Below are 23542 nucleotides of genomic sequence, written 5' to 3'. Positions count from 1 at the left end.
GGGCAGGGTCTTGAAAATTCGAAAACTTATTAGTGTGGGGTATTATTAATGAAAAAAACTGTGGAGGGTACAGTATTAATAAATGAAGAACAGCTGACAATCAAATGGTTTTTAAGTCTATTCTACATTATTTTACTATCTTATGATTTCTTCTATTACTTTATTGTACCTATATTACTTTCCAATAAAAAAGCAGGATTTCCTAGCGTATTCTTCTACCTCACATATATTGTGATTGTAGCTTTAATTCCTATAACAAAATATCTATTTAAATGTAAAAAACAGAATATGGTTAAATATATTTATATTATTAGTTATATATTTATAACCATTATTGTTGATGTACTTACTTATCATAGTTATCCAAATCAATATAAAATTGGTAATATCTTAGAAGTATTTTTAATTTTGTTTGCTCCATTGTTTGTTAACTCCCGTTACTTTTGGACCGTTTGTTTAGGAATTTGCTTTAAGTACTTATTAGAAGGAATTATTATCAAAACATCGATTGTAATATTACCAATTATTTTGTTTCTTGTCTTTTCAATTATGGCTTTTATATTGTTAATTCGTATCAAAGGGTATGTAAATTCAATAAAATCTTCCTATGATAAACAATTAGAGGGAATTGTAAAAGGGGTCATTGCCACACTTGAATTAAAGGACCCATATACAAGAGGTCATAGCGAAAGGGTTGCATGTTATGCTTTATCCCTTGCAAAACAAATTGGAAAGTATTCAAATGAAGAACTGAAGGAATTTAACTATGCTTGTTTATTACACGACATTGGAAAAATCAACATTCCTGACCATATATTAATGAAACCTTCAAAATTGACGGAAGAGGAATTTAATATTATTAAGCAGCATCCTAGTGTGGGGGCTGAGGCAATAAAAAATATTGATGGTTTAAAAACCAATATCTGTGTAATCCTATCCCACCATGAGAGATGGGATGGAAATGGATATCCTCAAAGATTAATAGGGGAAGAAATACCATATCTAGCGAGAATCACAGCGATCGCAGACGCGTATGACGCTATGACTTCTTCCAGGTCTTATCGTGCAGCGTTACCTGTTGAAGAGGCATATAAAAGGATCATTGATGGAAAAGGATCTCAGTTTGACCCTGCCCTTGTAGAAATATTTAAAACGGTTTTTCCTACATGGGTCGAATTTCATAAAAAGTATCCCTGGTCAAATGAATTTGTCATTAGGGGGGTGAAATAATGAAAATCCGGAAGTTAGAGAAAGTGAAGACAACTTGCTGGTGGTGTCTATTTTTTAATATATAATATAGTTTTTTGAATGGGATGCTTCATGTGCATCCTTATTTTATTTAAAAAAAGGGTGTTCATATGAAGCTCGCCATGACTACACAAATTAAGCTGGTCCCGCTTAAAATACACAAGGATCAGAAGCATTTTATTGTTGAGGATATGGCTTCGGGTGAGTTTTACGAAATGACTGAGGTGTGTATTGATGCCATTAAAATGATTCAAACTGGGGCTATGTTAGCGGAAATTGAATCTCAACTTAAACAAAAATACCCAGAGGAGGAAGTAGATCTTCTCAATTTTGCCGAACAACTGTTAGAGCTTGAGTTGATTGAAGTAATTGATGGGGTTAGGATGGAATCCAAACAAAAAAGGCAGCAGCCATCAGGTTTTTTATGGATCTCATCAAAAGCAGGTCGGTTTTTCTTTAATAAGTTAGCTATCATTCTTTATCTAGTTTTATTTATTGCTAATCTTAGTCTTCTTATTTTCCACCACAATTTATTCCCACAATATAGAGACATGTTTATCTTTGATCTGATGGTACTGAATATACCAGCATGGCTGGTTTTGACTTTTGTCTTAGTTATAATCCATGAATTTGGACATGTTTTAGCCGTTAGGGCCTATGGTCTTCCTACAAAACTGGAGGTTGGCCACCGCTTATTTCTGGTTGTTCTGGAAACGGATATGTCATCCGCATGGAAGTTGCCTGCGAAAGACCGAAATGTTTTATATAGTGCAGGGCTATGCTTTGATACTGTCATTCTTTTTCTTGCTTTAATTAGTCAATTGGCTATTCCAAGCAGCTCTCCGATTTTACATAGAATTTTACAAGTTATGGTTTTAAATACGTTTATTCGCGTCGTTTACCAGCTATGTGTCTATATGAAAACAGATTTATATTATGTTTTTGAAAATAGTACTGGTTGTTATAATTTGATGGAAAACGCCCAACAGCTTCTTAGGAACCGCTTTAAGCTGCTGCATAAGACTCCCGCAGCTGGAGACGTAGTCTTTGACAGCGAAAGAAAAACAGTCCTTTGGTATTCTATTTTCTATATCGTGGGTGTTGTTTTGACCATTGCTCTTTACATCGGCTTTTATATTCCACAACTGCTCTATGCATTTCATAAAATTCTTCCCGAATTTCGAAATCCTATAACTAGTTTATCTTTTTGGGACGCAGCCGTTTTTGTCATTCAGATCCTTCTTGGTTTTGTTCTGCTCGTTTATTCTTGGACAAAAAAATACAGGCAAGCGGCCTAAATCGGTGTTTGTGACAAAAGTATGTCTAAATCGCTATATATAGGGGGATTTTCCGCACATGATCGGGGATTTCCCCGATACTGATAACACTACCGTTTTCTTAGAATGAAATAAGAAGAACGGTAGTGTTATTTTTTTAGGAGGGAACTTTGATGCAGGTACATAGTGTTCATACAACAACCAATCAAAAACAGGAACATTCGATCAATAATGCGTTTGCTTCCCATTTTGCAAAATCAATGTTTTTAGCTGTTGTCGGTCTTGCCATTTTAACGTTTATAGGTACAAGAATGTTTACGCATATTGACTTGAACCTATATGGATATATGGTGGGAACTATTGTCTTTATCGGTGGATTCTTTTATCGATTTATCGCATGGGGGGAAAGGCCGCCAACTAAAATCATTATTAAAAAGGGATTAAAGCTGCTGTTTCGAAAAAATACGGTTAAAACATCAATCAATCATTTAGCGATATACAACTTCATTCGAAACAGGGGAGTTTATCGCTGGGTCCAACATATTTTAATTGGCTGGGGCTGCATTTTAGCTTGCTTTGTTACGTTTCCGCTCGTGTTTAGCTGGATGTATTTTACGATGGATGATAATGGCTATTATACCGTTGTGTTATTTGGAATGAATGTAATGAAGATGCCAGCGGAGGGGATTGTCGCTTTTTTCTCCTATAATGCCTTGAATATTGCAGCGATCATGGTAACTGCAGGGGTCTGCATGGCCTTATACCGCCGCTTGAAAAATTTCCAGGCAAGAGCGGAACAAAAATTTATGTATGATTTCCTACCATTATATTTATTGTTATTTATTTCGATTACAGGACTCTTATTAACGTTTATGAACATTGTTATGCATGGTTATGGACAGCCAATTATGTCACTGATTCATCAGTTTGCAGTAATTGTTACATTGATTTATCTTCCATTTGGAAAACTCGCTCATATTCCTTTTCGGCCGATGAGTGTGTTGGCAAGAAACTATCGTGAGCACTATGGTGAACAAAAAATGAAAGAGTGCAAGGTTTGCGGCGATCATTTTGTTTCGGTGGAACAATCAAATGATGTCATTCATGTATTAGGTGTCAATGATATCGGATTTAAAATGAAGGAAGGCTTTCAGCTTGCGGAATTATGTCTTCCATGCCGACGAAAATATCGTATTTCAAGATTCTCAGGAATTCCCACTCACGAGATAAAGTTCAAGGAGGCCAACCAGAATGCCAAGGGATAAGTTTTTTAAGGAAATTGAAAATGTAAGACATCCGAATGAGACCCTCATTAAAACACATTGTGCCTATTGCGGGATGCAATGCGGGATGAACTTAAGGGTGAATACGGTAACAAATAAAATTGTTGGCGTTGAACCTCGTTATGATTGGCCGGTTAACGTGGGAAAAATGTGTCCCAAAGGCGTAACCGCTTATCAGCAAACAAACCACCCTGATCGAATTCTCAGACCGTTGATCCGTGATGATGCTTCGTTAAAAGGGACAAAAGAAGGATTCCGTGAAGCAACATGGGAGGAAGCCTATGATTTGATTGCTGCAAGGTTTACCGAGCTGCAAAGTAAATATGGGAAAGATACATTGGCTGTTTACAGCGGTGTTTCGATGACCAATGAGAAATGTTACTTAACAGGAAAATTTGCAAGGGTGGGGCTTCGGACTCGCTACATCGACTATAATGGACGTTTTTGTATGTCTAGTGCAGCAGGGGGGTTCCTTCGTTCATTTGGTGTTGACCGTGGGTCTACTTTACCTTGGACAGATCTCCATGAGACGGATTGTTTATTTATTGCCGGAAGCAATACGGCAGAATGTCATCCAACATCAATGTTTCGAATCTGGAATGTTCAAGAAAGAGGCGGATACTTAATCGTTGCTGACCCTCGTGAAACGCCAATTGCCCGGAGAGCAGATGTTCACTTAGATTTAAGGCCAGGAACAGACTTAGCACTTGCAAACGGGATTTTAAATCTGTTAATCCAAAATGGATATGTGGATGAGGATTTCGTTAACAACCATACAAATGGCTTTGAAGAAACAAAAGAGCTTGTTAAACAATTCACTCCAGAGTATACAAGTGAGATCACTGGTGTAGCGAAAGAAAAAATAATCCGTGCTGCTGAAATCTACGGAAAGGCGCCAAACGCGATTGTTATGTTTGCCCGTGGAATCGAGCAGCAGCAAAAAGGTGTGGATAATGTTTCTGCTTATACCAATATGGCATTGGTAACAGGTAAAATCGGACGCCCTAAAGCAGGTGTTGCTACATTTACAGGACAAGGGAATGGTCAAGGCGGCCGTGAACATGGCCAGAAAGCAGATCTGCTTCCAGGTTACCGCAAACTAACCAATCCAAAGCATGTGGAAGAAGTATGCGAAGTGTGGGGAATTACTCCGGAAGAAATGCCTTTGCCGGGTGTGTCTGCCTATGAAATGTTTGGGCTAATGGAGGAAAAGACAATCCGAGGATTTTATTTACTCTGTTCAAACCCTGCTGTTTCGGCTCCGAATTTAAACTTGGTCCGTAAGGCTATGAAAGGCTTAGATTTTATGGTCTGTGCAGATTTCTATCTATCTGAATCAGCAGAATTTGCTGATGTCATTCTGCCAACCGTCACTTGGTCAGAGGATGAAGGAACAGTTACAAACCTTGAGGGTCGAATCATTAAGATTAATAAAGCGCAAGAGCCGCTTGGTGAATCCAAGCCAGATTGGCAAATCCAGGTGGAACTTGCAGAAAAGCTGGGCAGAGGAAAATATTTCTCTCATTTAAAAACTGCAAGAGATGTTGCTGATGAATTCCGCTTAGCCTCCAAAGGCGGGTATGCCGATTATTACGGGGCAACGTGGGATAAGATTGACAAACAAGATGGCGTATTCTGGCCTTGCAAAGATGAAAATGATCCAGGTACACCACATATGTTTTTAGATAAAAAGTTCTACCACCCAGACGGAAAGGCGAAAATCTGTGCCCTTCCATACCGTCCGCCTGCTGAAGAGCCGGATGACACGTATCCGCTTCGCTTAACTTCAGGTCGTGTGGTATTCCATTATTTATCAGGAAATCAGACGAGAAGAATTCAATTTTTACGTGATATGTGTCCAGAACCATATGTAGAAGTTCACCCAGAAACGGCAGCAAAATACGGAATCGAACATGAGGAACGGGTTCGATTGTATACCCGCAGGGGAGAGGCAGTATATAAAGTGAAAATTACCGAAGCTATTAGGAAAGATACAGTATTTGTTCCATACCATTGGGGTCATGAACAATCTATTAATCTACTAACAAATCCGGCGCTTGATCCAATCTCAAAGATGCCAGAATTTAAAGCGTGTGCAGCACAAATTGAAAAATTAGATTTAAAGAAGGTGCAATAAATGAAGAAGAGGCTTTATTTAGAACTTGAAAACTGTATCGGTTGCCGTTCCTGTTTAGCTGCCTGCACGCAATGCGGCGGACACGAACAGCGTAATCGCAACTATGTTTACGACGTTAACCCGCTCGTTAACCGGCAGACAATGCCTCTAATGTGTCTTCATTGTGTGAACCCGGCATGTGCACGAAGCTGTCCGGCCCAAGCGATTCAAATCCATGAAACGGGTGCTGTGCTTTCGGCACTTGTAGAGAAATGTATTGGCTGCCAAAACTGTACAATTGCTTGCCCGTACGGGATACCGAAATTCGATACTGAGCAAAATTTAATGTACAAATGTGACCTTTGTATTGACCGTTCAAAGGATGGAATACCGCCGATGTGTGCGAGCGTTTGTCCGTCTAATACATTACAGTGGCTAACAGATGAAGAAATAGAAGCAAAGCAAAAGCAATTTAACCTTGATAATGGAAAATGGGTAACAAGCAGGCCTTATCTAGAGGGTGAAACAAACGTAAGAGTGAATCTTCCAGGTATTTTGCAGGGAGTCACGAAACTGTTTTAGGAGGGATTAGGGATGACGGATAAAAACAACAAAATCCCATTTGATGAGGATAATTATACCCATAATATTAATCGTAATCATGAAAGAAAGTTAGACCGCCGTGGTTTCATGAAAACACTTGTTGGTGCAGCCGGGGTTTTTGCTATCTCCTCTCTTCCATGGGGAGCTGTAGCGGCAAAGGAGTTAGCGGGTCTTAGCCATAAAGACTATCCAAAAAAGAAAATCACCGATGTGAAATCGCTCGCGGTTGGGGATGCAGTTGATTTTGCCTTTCCAGGAGAACATGACAGCGCTATTCTGATTCGACTTTCCGAAAATCAATATGTAGCCTATCAAAATGCCTGTACACATCTTCGCTGTCCCGTATTCTGGGAAAAGAAGGAGGGAGAAATGATTTGCCCGTGCCATCATGGAAAATTTGATGTGAAAACGGGTGAACCGATTGCCGGTCCGCCAAGACGCCCGCTCCCTGAAGTCCAAGTGAAAGTAGAAAACGGTGCAATTTATGCTGTGAGGGTGAAACGTTATGAAGCGTAATCTTGTTATTCTATGTGTAATTTTAATGGTGAATATCATTTTTACTCAATATATGGTGCATCAGTATTTTTACGAACATTATACCAATTCTATAATCGCGGCCCTAATCAATGTGGTATTGTTTCCGATCGCTCTCCTTGTCTATAAATATGACAAAAAGAAAATGAGGGGTCTGGAAGACAGATGAACAATGAAACCTATCTTGATTTTTGTTTTATAAGGGGAGCATCCGGCGGTTTTAAGGCTGAAATTGACCAAATCTTGCACTTTGTTTTTCAGGGGAAAAGAGTAAACTGGTATTTAGAGGAAAAGCAAATGGATGGAGCGGAAATGGTCGTTGCAGAAGTAAAAGGAATGAGCGATTGGACTTCCGAAGAAGAAACGATTCAATTTCTCGAGGAGCAGGCCGGTGAGGAATTTTGGAAGTACCTACAAGGCTATAAGATGTTTATTTATCCTGTAACGAGAGGATGTAGTAGCTGTGGAACTCATTAACTTGCAAGAACTACAAAGATTTGCCGGCATTCATGCTGAAATTTCAATTCATGATGAAAAAGGGAGCGATCAGGCTCCCACCGTCAAAAAATCGATAAAGAGGATTCAGCTTTGCCCAGATAAAACACATATCCGCTTTTACTTTGATGATATTTATTTTCTTGCTGTGCCGCTCGCAAGCAGGATAAGTGAAACGGACACAGAATGGTCTGCGTTTGATCAAGAAAGCGGATTGCATTATAAGGTTCAGGTTTCTTCATAAGAACCTGCCTTTTTTGTATACTAATGTAAAGAAGGGAGCAGAGATGGATATGGAGAATGTTTCTTCTAATCAGCAAATAAGCTCATATATTATTCAATCGCAGGAAGATGAAATCAAACGAATTGCTCTTGAGCTTCATGAGGGAGTTGGCCAAAACCTCTATAGCCTACTAACGGGATTAAAGGTTTTGGAATCCGGTGTGATTAAACCGGATATGAAAATGTATGCACGTGAAATGTCGCAGTTATTAGAAAAGACCATCCAAGAGCTAAGGCTGCTTTCCGTAGAATTGCATCCTCCAACCCTTGATACACTAGGTTTACTTCCAGCAATAAAAAGCTATAGTAAATTATATACCTCAACATTCGGAATCATCGTTGATCTTACATCCACAGGAAAGGAGCAGCCTATCCCTGAACAAAACAATATTGCCGTCTTTCGTGTCTGCCAGGAGGCCCTTGCCAATATCGCGAAATATGCTGACACTTCAAATGTAACAATTGATTTTAGTTGGGATGCAGCTGATTTGAAAATTACTATTCGTGATTTTGGCAAGGGCTTTGAGCCGGAGAAACGCTCGAAGCAAAATCCATCATCAGGGCTGGCTGCGATGCGGGAACGAATGCTTTTAGCTGGCGGGGATTGCTGCATTTCCTCTAAAATAGGAGAGGGAACTGCAATTGAACTATCTCTTCCCTTTGCAGAAATGGATAGGGATCAAAGGAGAGATTATCGTGATAAAAATCCTGTTGGTTGATGACCATGCGGTTGTAAGAATGGGACTGACAATGCTTTTAAATACCAACCCTGAGATTCAGGTAATTGGAGAGGCCTCGGAAGGAAATGAAGGAATTAAAAAAGCGTTAAAGCTTAAACCAAATGTAGTCGTTATGGATTTAAGCATGCCGCATGGTAAAGATGGGCTGTCTGCGACAGCCGAGTTAAAGAAATTAATGCCTGAAGTAAACATTTTAATATTAACGATGCATGATGATGAAGAATACTTATTTCGAGCCATACAGGCGGGAGCATCAGGATGTATTTTAAAAAGTGCTCCCCATGATGAGCTGATGGCTGCGATTGAATCTGTTGCGAAAGGTGACGCCTATCTGCACCCTTCGGCAACAAAGCGTTTAATGGAAGAATATCTTGGCAGTATGAAGCATGGGAATGCTGATACATATCACCTTTTATCGGATCGGGAAAAAGAGGTGCTTACCCTCATTGCCAAGGGATACTCCAATAAGGAAATAGCTGAAAAGCTAGTCATTAGTGTGAAGACCGTTGAGACCCATAAAGGCAACCTGATGGAAAAGCTGCAAATGAAAACCCGGCCAGAGTTAGTCGAATATGCTCTTAAAAAGGGGTTACTAGGTTATGGCTTATAAGGAGAAAGTTCGCGCATGACAGAATTAAGGGAACTGCAGCCAATTGTTGAAGCCTGTGAAAAATTGAAGAATGAAATTGAAGGTGAGTTTGTCGGACTTGCTATCCAAAACGAAGTAGGCCCTGATATCAGATGGAGGTATGCTTCCGGTAATCTGAATGACAAGTATAAAAGAATAACCGTACGGTACGGAAAAGGAATTGCGGGAAAGGTGATTTCAAGCGGAAGCCCAATGATGATTCAGGACTTTCCAAATGGGATTACAGGAAAGGCAATTGAACATCCAATCATGCTCGCTGAAAAACTTGTTTCCTCATATGCAGTCCCTTTATTTTTTAATGGTGTCCCAAAAGGTGTTTTATTGATAGGAAAAAGAGAGCGGTATATTTTTTCCGAAAGGGAACAGGAAACTGTGAAAGAAACTGCAACCTTACTTGAAATGGCGTTAAAAGACTACATTATCCTTTGATTGCAGGAGGCAGAATGATGGACGGTAAAATAATTCAGCCTGCAAACAAGGTGGCAGGCCTTGAAGAGGAACTTAAAAAGTCGGTGCAAGAATTAGTTGATTTAAAGTTTGCCCTTGATGAATCTTCCATCGTTGCTATTACTGATGCACGGGGGTTGATTACATACGTGAATGACCAATTTTGCCAAGTATCGAAATTTCCCAGGGCAGAGCTCATTGGCCAGGATCATCGAATTGTTAATTCCGGCTACCACTCGAGGGATTTTTTCAAAGAGATGTGGCGGACCATTGGTTTAGGTCAAGTTTGGAAGGGAGAAATCCGAAATAAGGCAAAGGATGGCAGCTACTATTGGGTCGATACAACCATTGTCCCGTTTTTAAATGAGAAGGGTCGCCCATATCAATATCTTGCCATTCGCTATGAAATTACGAAAAGAAAGCAAGCCGAAGTAGAACTTCAAAAAATGATGGTGCGAATAATCGATGTACAAGAAGAGGAGCGTAAACGACTTTCACGGAATTTGCATGATGGAATCGGCCAAAATTTATACAGTCATCTGATAACAATTAATCGTTTGCAATCTGAGTTGGATCATCCCTTGTTAGAACAGATGCAGGCCGAGGCAGCACAATTAATTGAAGAAATTCGTGATATCTCGTGGGAGCTGCGGCCCTCTGTGCTTGATGATCTGGGCCTGGTTCCAGCTATCCGTACATTTTTAAGCCGTTTTTCCGATAACTATCATATTGATGTCTACTTTGAATGTGTCTTAAACCGGCGTCTGAGTATGAGTATTGAAACAACGATTTACCGCGTCATACAAGAAGCTTTAACAAATGTTCGTAAGTACGCTGAAGTTACAATAGCAACTATTACGATAAGAGAGCTGGATGAAGCGGTTAGGGTGATGATAGAGGATAGGGGTAAAGGCTTTGATATGAGCAAACATTCGCCCGGTGTCGGTTTATTTAGCATGGATGAACGGGCTCGCTCAGTTGGTGGGGAGTTATCGGTCCAGTCTATCCCTGGCCAAGGCACGAAAATTATTTTAGAGGTGCCAATAATCGTAAAAAGGGTAGAATGAGTGAATCAGAAAAATGATGTTTAATAAGCAAAAGAACCAGGCGCCTGCCTGGTTCTTTTTATGATTTTCATAATTTAAATGAACTCTTCAATGAGACAATTCTGTTAAAAACGAGCTTGTCTGCTGTCGTATTTTTAGGGTCAACGTTAAAGTATCCATGTCTGAAAAATTGGAACTTATCCTGAGCCTGTGCTTCTTTCATATTTGGCTCTACAAAACCCTGGATTATTTCTAGTGAGTTCGGATTCACATGGTCAAGGAACGTCTTTCCTTCACCATCTGCTGCATCCTTGGTTTCATCCAATATGAGCGGCTCATATAAACGGAATTCCGCCGGAACGGCAAGGCTTGCTTCAACCCAGTGAATCGTTCCTTTTACTTTTCGGCCGGCAAAGCCTGTTCCGCTCTTCGTCTCAGGATCATAGGTACACCGAATTTCAACAACTTCCCCGTTTTCATTTTTAATAAACTCTTCACATTTAATAAAATAGGCATTTTTTAAACGGACTTCATTTCCTGGGAACAAGCGGAAATATTTCTTAGGTGGATTTTCCATGAAATCCTCCTGTTCGATGTAGATTTCACGAGAAAATGGAATTTTCCTGCTGCCCATGTCCGGATTTTCCGGATTGTTTTCCGCATCCAGCCATTCAACCTGTCCTTCAGGATAGTTGGTAATAACGACCTTTAATGGTTTAATCACAGCCATTGTACGGGGGGCCTTTAATTTTAAATCCTCACGGACAAAATGATCAAGCATTTGCGAATCAACAACTCCAGAACCTTTCGATACACCTGTTTCACGGACAAATTCACGAATTGATTCAGGTGTATATCCTTTTCGGCGCATCCCGGAAAGAGTCGGCATGCGGGGATCATCCCAGCCATCCACATAGCCTTCTTCAACTAATTGCTTCAGCTTCCGCTTACTCATTACAGTATTTGTAATATTTAGGCGACCAAATTCGATTTGCTGCGGCTGGCACTCCATCTCACATTGTTCAACGATCCAATTATATAATGGACGTTGATCCTCGAACTCAATTGTACAAATTGAATGTGTGACGCCTTCAATTGCATCCTCAATTGGATGGGCAAAGGCATACATAGGGTAAATGCACCATTTGTCACCAGTATTATGGTGGGTCGCATGGGCAATTCGATAAATTACCGGGTCACGGAGGTTAATGTTAGGTGAACTCATGTCAATTTTAGCACGGAGAACCTTTTCGCCATTACCAAACTCGCCATTACGCATCTGGTCAAACAGCTCAAGATTTTCTTCGATTGAACGATTACGATATGGACTTTCTTTTCCAGGCTCCGTTAATGTTCCGCGGTATTCGCGAATATCGTCTGCTGATAAGTCATCCACATACGCTAATCCTTTTTTAATTAAAAGCACAGCACGGTTATACATTTCTTCGAAGTAATTTGAAGCAAAAAATAATCCGTCCCATTCATATCCAAGCCATTTAACATCTTCTTTGATCGAGTTTACAAACTCAACATCTTCTTTCAATGGGTTGGTATCATCGAATCTTAAATTGGTTTTACCGTTAAAATCATCTGCTAATCCAAAATTAATCACGATTGACTTGGCATGACCAATATGTAAATAACCATTAGGTTCAGGTGGAAAGCGGGTGACAATACTTTTGCGCTTGCCTGTTTCCAGATCTTGAATCATAACATCTTTAATAAAATTAGACGTATTATTGTCCACTTTTTTTCAACCTCTTTCATTATATGTACTTCTTATATATCATAAATATTGATATTTTTCCATTATTCCCGATAATCCGTTAAGGAAACAAATGCAGCTATCTATTTTAAAAGGGAATAATAGATGTGTAAAATGGTTGTTGAAGAGCGATCTTGAAGGGAGATGACGAAATGGTAAACTTCGGCACAGTCGGTACAGGTTGGATTACTTCATCATTTATAGAAGCAGCTCAGCTTAGTGGAGAGTTTCAATTAGCCGGTGTATATTCACGGTCAGAGGAAAATGCGGCAATGCTGGCTGATACATACAATGCATCAGAGACCTTTTCCGACTTGGAGGTAATGGCGAAAAGCGACAAAATTGATGTTGTATACATTGCTTCGCCTAATTCTTTTCATTACGAACAAGCTATTTTATTTTTAAAAAATAAAAAGCATGTAATCTGTGAAAAGCCAATCTTTTCAAACACAAGAGAGTTAGAAGAAGCGTTCAAAGCAGCAGAAGAAAATGGGGTCTGTTTATTTGAAGCAATCCGCAATATTCATACTCCTAATTTTAAAATTTTAAAAGAAAAGCTTTCAATGGCAGGGGAAATTAGAAGTGCTATTTTACCGTACATCAAGTACTCTTCCCGCTATGATTTATACTGACAAGGCGAAGAACCCAATATATTTTCAGCCGTTTATTCTGGAGGAGCGTTAGTTGATTTAGGAGTATACCCGCTTTATTTAGCGGTTGGATTGTTTGGGGCACCGAAAAAAGCAGGGTACCATCCAGTGATTTTAAGGACTGGTGTCGATGGGAGCGGGACACTCGTATTAGAGTATGAGGAATTTGTGTGTACGATCGTCTGCTCAAAGGTTTCTCATTCGACACTGCTGTGTGAAATTCATGGTGAGGATGGAACCTTTGTCATGGAGGATGCCGCCCCAATTTCTCAAATTGAATTTTTTGACAGCCATACAAAAGAAAGCAATATCCTAAGTGTTCCCCTTGAATAAAAAGATATGGTTTATGAATGTAGGAATTTCGCAAAGATTTTAAACACGAAAAATAACAAGGAATATGAGGAATTAAAAGCTTTGAGCAAAATCGTTCTCAAGATCACAGAGGAATCAAGAAAACAAAACAAGATTATTTTTGAATCGGAAAAATAAAAAAGTGTTTATTACCTATTCCGCGGATTTAAGCTTGAATTCCGAGGAATTTTTGATTATTTTCGCACGTTTTAGCGATATTTCCGCGCAGTTCAACTTTTATTCCGCGAATGTCATAATCTGTTCGGCATTTACTTTGGTAATAAAAATAATAAAAAATACCCGGGTGCCATGGCCATGGCCCAGGTATTTTTTATTATTATGATGCTTTTTCCACATTAAGCTCATCAGTAGAATGGGTCCTCAGCCGGTCCCAACCGAGCCCAACGATCCCTCCAACTAGTGCCGGAACAACCCAGCCTAAACCAACAGATGCTAATGGTAGAGTATCCATGAATACTTGGACAAAATGGACACCGACACCAAACGATTTCAAACCATCATTTAAGCTCACAAGTCCTGTCAATAACATTGCGCCAACATAAACCATTTGTGAACCATGGTAATAGCGATGGAAAAACGAAAGAGTTACAAGGACAATGGTTAATGGGTACGCCGTGACCAGGAATGGAACAGAAATGGAAATAATTTGATTTAAGCCAAGATTTGCAATTAAAAAACTAACAACTGTAATGGTTGTCACAACAAAACGATAGCTAAGCTTCGGTAAAACCTTTGAAAAATATTCACCGCAAGCAATGGTAAGTCCGACACATGTTGTAAAGCAGGCGAGCGTGAAAATTACCCCAAGGAGGACCTTTCCACCTGTTCCTAAGAGCATCGTTGAAGCGGCAGATAATAATGATGTACCATTATCGAATGTTCCGTAACCGCCCATTTTTGCTCCTAAAAATCCAATTGCTACATAAACAAGGGCAAGTGCTGTTCCGGCAACAAGGCCTGTTTTCACGGTATATTTGGTTAACTGTTTTCTCTCTTGCACCCCTTTTTGCTTAAGGGTTGATAAAATAACAATTCCGAAGGCAAGCGCAGCAAGGGCGTCCATTGTTTGATAGCCATCGATAAAACCTTTAAACAAGGAAGCTGTTTGATAGGTTTCATTAGGCGCAGTAAATGGATGATTCAGCTTCATGAATCCTGTTATACATAGAACCACAATGGAGATCAATAGGACAGGAGTAATTAATTGTCCCATATAATCAACCACTTTCGATGGGTTTAAGCTTAATAGGTAAACAAGTGCAAAGAATACTACCGTAAACAGTAACAATAGTACGGATTGGCTGATGGAAACACTGCCTAGGAATGGTTTAAAGCCCATTTCAAACGCAACATTCGCATTTCTTGGAATACCAAAGAATGGTCCGATCGATAAATAAACGACTACTGTAAAAATGACCCCAAATAATGGATGAACACGACTCCCCAATGTATTGACACCATCTTTTACTAGGGCAATAGCTGTTAGTACTAAGAGCGGTAAGCCCACCCCGGTTAAAACGAAGCCAATTATAGCTGGCCAAAAGGAGGTTCCGGCCCCCATTCCTAAAAAAGGAGGGAAGATTAAATTTCCTGCTCCAAAAAACATTGAGAATAGCATTAAACCTACAAAAAAAGTATCTTTTCTTTTCATTTCTCTCTCTCCCTTTTATTAGTATAGAAATATATCTTTGCAGCTGGATGTTGGTCAGTCGTTAAAGGGTACCTCCGCATTTCATCGTAAGCTCCAGTGCGCCAAGAGCTTTTTGGACAAAATAAAAAGCCCGCCCCTAATGGATAGGGACGAGCGTGCTCGCGTTACCACCCTACTTCCGCAAACAAACAAATAAAGAAATTTGCGGCTCTCGATCAACGTACCATCATACGCGGTCCATGCTAACGGCGGACAGTTCCGGCAAAGGCTTACTAATTGGTTCGGCCTTGCATCTCAGAGATGATTTTCACAGGCAACCTGACACCGGTCTTTCACCAACCGCCGGCTCTCTACAGAACAAGATTGTGCATGCTACTGTTCTCTTCATTGACTTTATACAAAGACTTTTCTAAAAACTTTGATAATGCAATTATATTATTTCTATATAATATTGCAAGGGGTTTTTTATAAAAATTTTTCGAAAACGGTTTCTGTATTCAATCATATCTAGTAAATATGAACTATTTGCGAAGACTAATGTGAAATCTTTATGAAATCAGTCTTGTCGATGATTTAAATCACATGTGTGCTTTTTTCCATTCTTTATAGTTAGTGTAACGAGGAATGGAGGTTTCGTAATGAAATCAAAGCAGTGGTATTATAAGCAATTGAAACGCAAGCCTATTCAACTAGCAAGGCATGCTGTTCAAGCTGTGTTTCTTTTCTTTTTATTATATGTAGGATTGCGTTTTTATCAATTTTATCTACATTTTGAATCACTCGGAAAAGAGCCATTCGTGGTACGGCCTTCAGCGGTTGAAGGGTTTTTGCCGATCAGTGCTTTGGTTGCCTTAAAGGTTTGGTTAACCAGTGGAGATTTTGATAAAGTTCACCCGGCAGGTCTTGTTTTATTCACCTTTATTATTGGCTCGGGAATTCTGTTCCGCAAAACATTTTGCAGCTGGTTCTGTCCGATAGGTACAGTAAGTGAATGGCTGGGGGTGCTTGGAAAAAAGCTGTTTAAACGAAATTTTGAGATTCCTCAAGTAGTGGCATGGCTATTGACACCGCTAAAATATTTGTTATTGCTCTTTTTCTTAAATATGATTATCGGGATGTCGACCTATACTGCTAAATATTTTTTAGATGATCCTTATAATAAGATTTCCGATGTAAAAATGCTGCTCTTTTTCTTAAATATTAGCGGTTTTTCTTTAAAGGTTGTCATTGTTTTGGTTCTGCTCTCGCTTTTCTTTAAAAACTTTTGGTGCCGCTTTCTTTGTCCATATGGAGCATTAATCGGCCTCGGTTCTATTTTTCGAATTACAAAGGTTCGCAGAAATGAAGATACCTGCACAAATTGTGAAATGTGTACTAAGGTTTGTCCACAAAGAATAAAGGTTTCACAAAAAAAGACTGTACTTACGCCAAATTGCACCGCATGCATGGCGTGTGTAGAGGCGTGTCCGATTAAGGATACGTTAAACATGACAGTCGTCAATAAAAAGGTAAACAAATGGGTAATTCCTGTTGCATTCATAGCCCTGTTTATAGTTGTTGTCAGCTTCGCAAAAATCACCGGCCATTGGAATACGATCATCACCTATAATGAATGGAAGGAATTAATCCCTCAAGTAAATCAGATTGGACATTAAAACAAAGGCAGTCTTTTCTTTTGGTAGTAATGAATAGTATAGTTGCTGGACTTTGGGAACTGTCTAGCTCCAGTTAAACAAAAAGCTCTAAAGGACAAAATCAACTGCAGTTGCTTTAGAATAAAGTTTGATCAAACTGATACTAAGGAGGATTTTTGGATGTTCCACGATGGCTGATATTATATTAGGTTAATATCGTGGTATATAATGAATAGAATGAAAAAATGGAAATGGGTGAAAAGATTGAACGATGCACTGTCAGATTTTCAAATTTCATTACAAAATATCGAGTTTCTTGCCCCAAGAGTGAACCAAGGAATTCGATTCATTTTAGTGATAGACGGTGAATTAAAAATTGAAACCGACAGTCGCTTTTACCATTTGAAAGAGAAAGATCTGCTTGTTATTAATCGTAATCAGCTTTATCAAGTCCAGGGAAGCGAAAATAATAGTGTACTGAACTTAACCATTTCGGATGCATTCATGGATCATCATTACGGTGAGTATCGTAATCGTCGATTTGAATGCTTTTCGCGAGAAGTCGATATGGGAAGAGAAGAAATGATTCTTTCCATCCGAAAGCTGCTAGCAAATGTGATGATCAGCTATTATAGACAAGAAGAAAGCTATGGAATCGAGATTCATGGATATATCAGTCAAATCCTTCTCATCCTCATCCGTCGCTTCAAAGAAGATGGGAGTGTCTATGAGAGAATTGATACAGATGACATGCGGTTATCCCAAATGATTGATTTTATGGGAAAGAATTACGAACAGGTGATTACATTAGAAGAAATGGCAAAGAAATTTTATCTTTCCACAGGCTACTTATCCCGTTATTTTAAACAAAAGATGGGGATGGGATTCAGCAGGTTCTTAATGAATATTAGACTCAAACATAGCATGAAGGATTTGCTGTACACATCCGAATCTATATCACAAATTGCAATGAATAATGGCTTTCCAAATACAAAGTCTTACTCTACTCTATTTAAAGAAGTATACGGAATGTCCCCGCATGCTTATCGAGATAATCATCCAGTGCAAAAGGTAGATTCTGTTCAAAAATATAACATAGAAGATGCTGCGAAGCTGATTCGTTCACCAGAAACGGTTGCGAAATTAAGTAGACTATTAATGGATGATAATAAGGTGTATAACCATACAGAAACTCGTTATGAAAAATTGACAGTAAACTTATTCAATTCAGTCCCATCAAAATTAAACTGTCCTGATCATATTCTCAATATTGGAGACATTATCGAACTGTTAAAAGAAGATGTAAGGTCCCAAGTATTAAGCGTGAAAAAAGATTTACAGCTCAGATATATCGGAGTTCGTCATCTGCTAAGCAGTGCGGTGATTCCTCCTGAGGTGGAAACAGATGAAGCGATCGCGACGACATCTCCTTATTTTAATATCGATAGTGCGCTGGAGTTCATGAAAAAGCACGATTTCTCTTTGTTTGTACGGATTGATTATAAAGACATTTCGAGAAATGAAGAACAATATTTCACCAAACTTACTCAATTTATCAGACATTGTTTGCATCTATACGGAGAAACGTATATTAAACACTGGCATGTTATGTTTTACGAGCCTTATTATACAGGGGTCGAATCAATAGAACTTCAGAGGGTCTATTCTAGGCTGTATGAAGCCTTAAAAATGTATATTCCATCCATTCGGGTTGGCGTCTATATGCCTTTTTCCTATCGTGAAGAAAAAACAAGCGACAACCACACCTGGCAGGTAGAATTTGCCGATTATATTGATTTTATCGGCTTCAATGCCAACCAGAATGAGATGTTTGACTTTAAAGGAATAGAAGATGAACGTTTAGATTTAGCTAAGGATTATATCAAAGAGAAAACAAATAAAATGAAACACTATTTAAGGAAGAATCATCTCGAAAAACCGCTCCATCTCGTAACTTGGAACACATTGACTGGTAATACCAGGTATACGAACGGCACCTTCTTTCGCGGAGCTTTAATCTTGAAAAATGTTTTGGATATAGCAAATGAAGTAGAATCTGTTTGTTTCTGGATGAACACGGAAGTTCATGAAGAAGGGGGAAATGATCTCAATATACGAATGGATGGCATCGAATTATTCCATTATTTTAAAGGTAAACGACCTGCTTATTTTGCCATGATGTTTTTAAAACGATTGAATGGAGAGATTGTAGCAAAGGGCGAGGATTTTTTGCTAACACAAAATGACCGAGGATTTCAATTGGTCCTGATGAATTGCAATATCGTCAATCCGTATTTCTCACTTGAAGAGGCGTTCCTTCAAAAACTTAATAAGGATATTCGTGTTACAATATCTGGAATGCAAGCAGGTGAGTATCAAATACGGAAGCAGGTATTTGACAAAAATTATGGTGCTTTGTATACGAAATGGTGGGGCTTGAACAGCAAACATGGCATGGATGCTGAGATTATCGATTATATTATCAATTCCACTCGTCCGTCCCTGGAAATATTCGATGAATCGATCAAAGGAGACTGGTCATTTTATTCCTACATGACGAGTAATGCTATTCATTTTTTTGATATTCGTAAGGTCATCATATAAAGAGGTTCAGTGAAGGTAATCCAAAAAGGGTCTGAATTTGCTCTCTGTACGCCGTTAATAGTGGTACATACACTTTTTTAAACGGTATAAAGAGGTTGCATAGGTCAGGCCCATTTTGGTTTAGGTAAAAAAAAACCGCCTTTTTTTTACCTAAACCACTTCAATGTTTAAAATTCCCCTTTTTAAGGCATCAAATTACATCATTATTGACTCATTTTATTTCGGCCTATTTTTTATAATAATGGTGTAGAAAGAAAAGGTTGCCTGCCTTTTGTCAAAAGGAGCACTTATTGCAGAGATTGAGGAATATTACCAAGTTTATAAAGCTATTATATGTAAAAAGTAGCAGTAAGAAATCATTAATGAAATCCTTAGGGCGATTGAGTAGTGAACCTTTTTAGAAAACAACATCAGGAGGGAAATCATGGAGACAGGTTATAAAGGAACAAATAAGATGATCACAGGAATTGTGTTCGGCGTTATTACATTTTGGCTGTTTGCTCAGGCTATGGTGAACGTAGTGCCAGCTGTACAATCGGATTTAGGCATTTCACTTGGAACATTGAATATTGCGATTAGTTTAACTTCGTTATTCTCAGGTATGTTTATCGTAGGTGCTGGTGGTTTAGCGGATAAAGTTGGACGAAAAAAAATTACGTATATTGGGTTAATATTGAGCATCATTGGTTCCTTACTCCTTGTAATAACACAAGGGGCAACGTTACTGATTATTGGACGTATTATTCAAGGTCTTTCAGCAGCATGTATTATGCCGTCAACCATTGCGTTAGTGAAAGAATATTATGAGGGAGCGGATCGTCAACGTGCTCTCAGTTTCTGGTCAATTGGGTCTTGGGGCGGTTCTGGGGTTTGTTCTTTCGCCGGTGGTGCGATTGCCACCTATATGGGTTGGAGATGGATTTTCATTTTCTCGATCATTTTTGCTCTTCTGGGCATGTTGCTTATAAAAGATACTCCCGAAAGTAAAGCAGAATCAAAAGGTGCTTTTAAATTTGACGTGAGGGGCTTAACCATTTTGGTTGTCACGCTGCTTGCTTTAAATCTTTTCATCACTCGGGGAAAAGATTGGGGCTGGACAAGCGCTCCTATTTTAATTTGTTTAGCTGTAGCCATTATTGGGATTTTTGTTTTTGTCAAAGTGGAAAAAAACAATGCCATTGCTTTAATTGACTTCTCTTTATTTAAAAATAAACCATATGCCGGTGCAACATATTCAAATTTCTTATTAAACGCCGTAGCTGGTACATTAGTTGTGGCCAATACGTATGTTCAAGTTGGTCGTGGATTTACTGCTTTCCAATCAGGGATGCTGTCACTTGGTTATTTAGTTGCTGTTTTAGTGATGATTCGTGTTGGTGAGAAAATTCTCCAAAAAGCAGGTGCTAAAGCTCCAATGATCTGGGGAACAATCATCACGACGATTGGGGTAGCGTTTATGGGTCTTACTTTCTTACAAGGCTTCGCTTATACAGTTGTGGTGTTCATCGGTTTTGCATTATTTGGTCTGGGACTTGGCATCTATGCAACTCCATCTACAGATACTTCTGTATCGAATGCTCCTTCAGATAAAATTGGGGCTGCTGCAGGGGTTTACAAAATGGCAAGCTCACTTGGCGGGGCATTCGGTGTTGCCATTTCAGCAGCGGTTTACGGTGCCATCGCACCGAGCAGTAAAGAAATTGCAGCATCATCCGGAATCATCGTCAACGTGATCTTCGGAATACTGGCACTTATTTCAATTGTAGCCCTGGTTCCAAAAAGTGCAGGAAAAGCACATCAAGAAGAACTCATCAAAAAGGTTGGTTAATGTTTTCATTAGTCATAATAAAAACAAAATATAATAATTAAATGGAGGTAATCGATATGAAAGACAAATTGATGAAAATGTTAGAAGACCGTAAAGAAGAAATGATTCAAATTCGTCGATATCTTCATGAAAACCCTGAGTTATCCTTTCAAGAAGAAAACACAAGTAAATATATTGAAGAGTTTTATAAAGGTAAAGATGTCGAAGTGCAAACAAATGTTGGCGGTGGACACGGTCTTATCGTGACCATTACAGGTGGTAAACCGGGAAAAACAATTGGCTTACGTGCTGATTTCGATGCACTTCCGATTTTTGAAGAAACAGATGTACCATTTAAATCGAAAAATCCAGGTGTCATGCACGCTTGTGGTCATGATGGCCATACCGCATACCTAATGGTTCTGGCAGACTGCTTAATCCAACTTAAGGATGAAATTCCCGGCAAGATTAAAATCATTCACCAACCTGCTGAAGAGGTACCGCCAGGCGGCGCAATCGGGATGATTAAATCTGGTTTACTTGATGATTTAGATGCCATTTATGGCATCCATTTGTTACCTATGGGACCTGCAGGAACAGTAGGCTATCATGCTGGTTTTTCATTCAATGGAAGAGCATACATGAGACTAAAAATTCAAGGAAGAGGAGGACATGGTTCCTCTCCTCATCTAGCGAATGATGCCATTGTTGCTGGTTCTTATTTTGTTACTGCCGTTCAAACCATTGTTAGCCGCAGATTAAGTCCTTTCGATGTAGGCGTTATTACAATCGGATCATTTGATGGTAAAGGTACATTCAACGTTATTAAAGACAGTGTGGAGCTTGAAGGTGATATCCGTTATATGACTGTTGAAACAAAAGAAACGATTGAGAAAGAAGTAAAACGGATTGTAAAAGGAATTGAAGAAGAATTTGGCGTAACCTGTGAGCTTACCTATACTCCGGATTATCCGCCTTTATATAACAACCCTGAGCTTACCGCAAAGGTTGCTGAAAGTTTACGAAGCATGAATGATAAAGATATTAAAGAAGTGAAGGAATTCCCGGCAATGCCGCCATCCGAAGACTTTGCTCATTATGCTGAAAAATTCCCTGCTTGCTTCTTTTACATTGCATGTTCACCAAAAGGGGTAGAAAAACCATATTTCAATCACAATCCAAAATTTGACATTGATGAGGATGCACTTCTTGTAGCTGCGAAGGCAGTTGGACAAGTAGCTTGCAGTTACTTTGAAGTAGAATAAAGAAAACTCTCCACTCAATTTGATTGAGTGGAGAAAGGTATCTTTTTAAAAGGGTCTCAATGTAATGGCTGTCTTTCTAAAAGCTACCATTATCTTGAGACCCTTTTTTTGGAAATTTATCAATCGGTGGTCAATACGTGAAAATGATTAGAAAACGAATATTTATATCTTTAATGATATCAATCTGGAGACTTTCTTCCCAACTCTCCAGATATTTGGTCTGTACAATGGCAGATACTTTGAATGATTTCTGAAACTGAGTATTCATTGATTGTATCCTTTGGCCCAACTACTGTTACGGCAGCTATAACTTCATTCCATTTATTTTTAATAGGTGCTGCAACAGCAGTGACGTTATATATTACCTCTTCATTATCAACATAGTATCCTTGTTCTCTTATTTGCTGTAACTGTTTCAAAAAAGCCTCAGGATCTGTAATGCTGTAATTCGTATACTTTATTAATGGCGCTGTTCTAAGAAGCTTTTTTATTTCTGGCTCCTCAAGATATGCCATTAAAACCTTCCCAAGAGCTCCATAATGGGGATCCCTGAATCGACCAATGGTAGATGTATATCCTACACCTTCAAGCGTTACACGTTTATCTATATAAACTAAGTGGTCACCTTCAAGAATCGCTAATAGAACAGTAAAACCTGTTTTATGATGGAGAGCAGTTAAATAGGGACTTGCGACATTAATTATATTTAATCGACCAATAACCACGCCGCCATATTCGAACATTTTTAACCCTAAACAATAGGTGGAATCCTTTTGGTTATAATGGATTAGCCCCAAAGTCTCCATTGTATAAAGAAGCCGATAAGCAGTTGCTTTTGGAATATCTACTAATTTACATATATTTTCTATCGTTTGATACTGCGAATCATGAGAAAAACAGTCTAAAATACTAATGGCCTTTTCAAGTGATTGATTTAATTTAACGTTTACATCCCTCATATACCCATTACCCCCAAGTAGATGTTGATACCGATTCACATATTGAATTAGTTCAATAGTATACACATTTAAGATATAAAAAAATAGACCTTTTTTTAATTTATTCATTCTAAAA

General features: G+C 38.9%; 20 protein-coding genes, 1 pseudogene and 1 other annotated feature. Of the genes and pseudogenes, 18 read left to right on the top strand and 3 right to left on the bottom strand.

Annotated elements, in window-relative coordinates; all coding sequences use genetic code 11:
* Positions 1-48: 48 nt before the first annotated feature.
* The 13 genes from JN080_RS20250 (at position 49) to JN080_RS20190 (ending at position 10741) form a co-directional block, all read left to right on the top strand.
* The gene (locus tag JN080_RS20250; protein WP_256237795.1) at positions 49-1230 is read left to right on the top strand and encodes an HD-GYP domain-containing protein; all 1182 of its coding nucleotides are present in this window, start codon (positions 49-51) and stop codon (positions 1228-1230) included.
* A gap of 128 nt (positions 1231-1358) precedes the next feature.
* Complete coding sequence (locus JN080_RS20245; RefSeq protein ID WP_256237794.1) at positions 1359-2546, top strand: zinc metalloprotease; 1188 nt, start codon at positions 1359-1361, stop codon at positions 2544-2546.
* A gap of 203 nt (positions 2547-2749) precedes the next feature.
* A complete protein-coding gene (locus JN080_RS20240; RefSeq protein ID WP_375141715.1) occupies positions 2750-3790 on the top strand; it encodes a hypothetical protein in 1041 nt (346 codons plus the stop codon).
* Positions 3777-5945: a molybdopterin oxidoreductase family protein gene (locus JN080_RS20235; RefSeq protein WP_256237792.1), complete on the top strand. Its 2169-nt coding sequence runs from the start codon at positions 3777-3779 to the stop codon at positions 5943-5945. Before JN080_RS20240 ends, JN080_RS20235 begins: the two co-directional genes overlap by 14 nt.
* Positions 5946-6506 carry a 4Fe-4S dicluster domain-containing protein gene (locus JN080_RS20230; protein ID WP_256237791.1) on the top strand — a complete coding sequence of 187 codons (561 nt, stop codon included), beginning with the start codon at positions 5946-5948 and terminating at the stop codon, positions 6504-6506.
* A gap of 12 nt (positions 6507-6518) precedes the next feature.
* Positions 6519-7043 (top strand): Rieske 2Fe-2S domain-containing protein, encoded by a 525-nt coding sequence (locus tag JN080_RS20225; RefSeq protein ID WP_256237790.1) that lies wholly within the window; start codon positions 6519-6521, stop codon positions 7041-7043.
* A complete protein-coding gene (locus tag JN080_RS20220) occupies positions 7033-7230 on the top strand; it encodes a hypothetical protein (RefSeq protein ID WP_256237789.1) in 198 nt (65 codons plus the stop codon). Before JN080_RS20225 ends, JN080_RS20220 begins: the two co-directional genes overlap by 11 nt.
* The gene (locus JN080_RS20215; protein ID WP_256237788.1) at positions 7227-7538 is read left to right on the top strand and encodes a hypothetical protein; all 312 of its coding nucleotides are present in this window, start codon (positions 7227-7229) and stop codon (positions 7536-7538) included. The genes JN080_RS20220 and JN080_RS20215 overlap by 4 nt, the downstream gene beginning before the upstream one ends.
* Entirely contained in the window at positions 7525-7800 is a 276-nt protein-coding gene (locus tag JN080_RS20210) for a hypothetical protein (protein WP_256237787.1), read from the top strand. The genes JN080_RS20215 and JN080_RS20210 overlap by 14 nt, the downstream gene beginning before the upstream one ends.
* 43 nt (positions 7801-7843) lie before the next feature.
* Positions 7844-8557: a sensor histidine kinase gene (locus JN080_RS20205; RefSeq protein ID WP_256237786.1), complete on the top strand. Its 714-nt coding sequence runs from the start codon at positions 7844-7846 to the stop codon at positions 8555-8557.
* Entirely contained in the window at positions 8535-9188 is a 654-nt protein-coding gene (locus JN080_RS20200; RefSeq protein ID WP_309144703.1) for a response regulator, read from the top strand. Before JN080_RS20205 ends, JN080_RS20200 begins: the two co-directional genes overlap by 23 nt.
* Before the next feature lie 15 nt (positions 9189-9203).
* The gene (locus JN080_RS20195) at positions 9204-9656 is read left to right on the top strand and encodes a GAF domain-containing protein (protein WP_256237785.1); all 453 of its coding nucleotides are present in this window, start codon (positions 9204-9206) and stop codon (positions 9654-9656) included.
* 17 nt (positions 9657-9673) lie between these two features.
* The gene (locus JN080_RS20190) at positions 9674-10741 is read left to right on the top strand and encodes a PAS domain-containing sensor histidine kinase (protein WP_256237784.1); all 1068 of its coding nucleotides are present in this window, start codon (positions 9674-9676) and stop codon (positions 10739-10741) included.
* Between the two features lie 67 nt (positions 10742-10808).
* On the opposite strand, the gene JN080_RS20185 is transcribed toward JN080_RS20190, so the two are convergent.
* Positions 10809-12467 (bottom strand): glutamine--tRNA ligase/YqeY domain fusion protein, encoded by a 1659-nt coding sequence (locus tag JN080_RS20185; protein WP_256237783.1) that lies wholly within the window; start codon positions 12465-12467, stop codon positions 10809-10811.
* Positions 12468-12637: 170 nt separating this feature from the next.
* Between JN080_RS20185 and JN080_RS20180 the strand changes: the two are divergent.
* A pseudogene (locus JN080_RS20180) lies at positions 12638-13624 on the top strand (Gfo/Idh/MocA family protein).
* Between the two features lie 199 nt (positions 13625-13823).
* On the opposite strand, the gene brnQ reads toward JN080_RS20180, so the two are convergent.
* Positions 13824-15158, bottom strand: a complete 1335-nt coding sequence (gene brnQ / locus JN080_RS20175; protein ID WP_256237782.1) for a branched-chain amino acid transport system II carrier protein — start codon at positions 15156-15158, stop codon at positions 13824-13826.
* A 142-nt stretch (positions 15159-15300) separates the two neighbouring features.
* Positions 15301-15555 (bottom strand) — a binding site (T-box leader).
* A gap of 241 nt (positions 15556-15796) precedes the next feature.
* On the opposite strand from brnQ, the gene JN080_RS20170 reads away from it, so the two are divergent.
* The 4 genes from JN080_RS20170 to JN080_RS20155 all read left to right on the top strand — a co-directional run bounded on the left by JN080_RS20170 (position 15797) and on the right by JN080_RS20155 (position 22468).
* Positions 15797-16813, top strand: coding sequence for a 4Fe-4S binding protein (locus JN080_RS20170; protein WP_256237781.1), 1017 nt, complete (start codon positions 15797-15799; stop codon positions 16811-16813).
* 207 nt (positions 16814-17020) lie between these two features.
* Positions 17021-19396, top strand: a complete 2376-nt coding sequence (locus JN080_RS20165) for a helix-turn-helix domain-containing protein (protein WP_256237780.1) — start codon at positions 17021-17023, stop codon at positions 19394-19396.
* A 421-nt stretch (positions 19397-19817) separates the two neighbouring features.
* On the top strand, positions 19818-21224 hold the full coding sequence (locus tag JN080_RS20160) for an MFS transporter (protein ID WP_309144704.1): 1407 nt from the start codon (positions 19818-19820) through the stop codon (positions 21222-21224).
* A gap of 56 nt (positions 21225-21280) precedes the next feature.
* The gene (locus tag JN080_RS20155) at positions 21281-22468 is read left to right on the top strand and encodes a M20 family metallopeptidase (RefSeq protein WP_256237778.1); all 1188 of its coding nucleotides are present in this window, start codon (positions 21281-21283) and stop codon (positions 22466-22468) included.
* Between the two features lie 179 nt (positions 22469-22647).
* Here JN080_RS20155 and JN080_RS20150 read toward each other — a convergent pair.
* The coding region (locus tag JN080_RS20150) for an IclR family transcriptional regulator (protein ID WP_256237777.1) at positions 22648-23542 on the bottom strand (895 nt) is incomplete at its 5' end.

It is taken from the genome of Bacillus sp. EB600 (assembly GCF_024494385.1).
GTDB lineage: Bacteria > Bacillota > Bacilli > Bacillales > Cytobacillaceae > JAEVLT01.
The sequence above is the reverse complement of the archived record's forward strand: the minus strand, read 5'-3'. Positions and strand labels throughout refer to the sequence as shown.